General features: G+C 59.3%; 1 pseudogene. It reads left to right on the forward strand.

The features are described from left to right. Nucleotides 1-120: 120 nt before the first annotated feature. A pseudogene (locus tag GWE18_RS41910) lies at nucleotides 121-836 on the forward strand (IS5 family transposase). Nucleotides 837-853: the final 17 nt, after the last annotated feature.

The raw sequence follows: 853 nt of genomic DNA on the forward strand, positions 1-853 counted from the left end.
TAGGTGGTGTGGACTCTAAGGATTCCCTTTTAGGAGCAAATCAGATTCAAGGCTGCTTTTTGGGAGGCGGCCTTGGGTGTGATGGATCGTTTGGTTTTGAGCGACGCGGCTTGGGAGCGGATGGCTCCCCTGATTATAGGTCGGCCTGACCAGAAGGGCTCCACCGGACGCGACAACCGGATGTTTGTGGAAGGGGTGCTTTGGATCGTGCGTACGGGCGCTCCCTGGCGTGATCTTCCGGAAGCCTTCGGGGATTGGAACAGCGTGTTCCGGCGCTTCAGTCGATGGAGCATCAAGGGTGTTTGGTGGCGGATATTCGAGGCAATGTCCGATGATCCGGACTTCGAGTATCTGATCGTCGATTCCACCATCGTCCGGGCGCATCAGCACGCCGCCGGGGCGAAAAAAGGGGGTCTGAAGATCAGGCGCTTGGCCGCTCGCGCGGCGGCCTGAGCACCAAGATACACCTGGCCGTTCGCGGCTTGGGATGTCCTGTGCGATTCACGCTTACCGCAGGCCAGAAGGGCGATGCACCGCAAGCCGCCGCATTGATCGAGGGATCACCCGCCGAGGTCGTCATGGCTGATACGGCCTATGACGCCGATCACTTGCGCCAGGCCATCGCTGCCAAAGGCGCGCTCGCCGTCATCCCCAACAACCCGTCACGTGCACTCAAATATCCGCTCGACAAGCACCTCTATGCCCAGCGCCATCTCGTGGAATGCTGCTTCTCCAAGCTCAAGCAATTTCGCCGCGTCGCAACCCGCTTCGAAAAGACCGCCCGAAATTACCGTGCCGTCGTCACTCTCGCAGCAATCATCTTATGGATGCGATAAGTGTCCACACCACCTAG

The sequence above is a fragment of the Bradyrhizobium sp. CSA112 genome (assembly GCF_029051645.1).
Classification (GTDB): Bacteria; Pseudomonadota; Alphaproteobacteria; order Rhizobiales; family Xanthobacteraceae; genus Bradyrhizobium.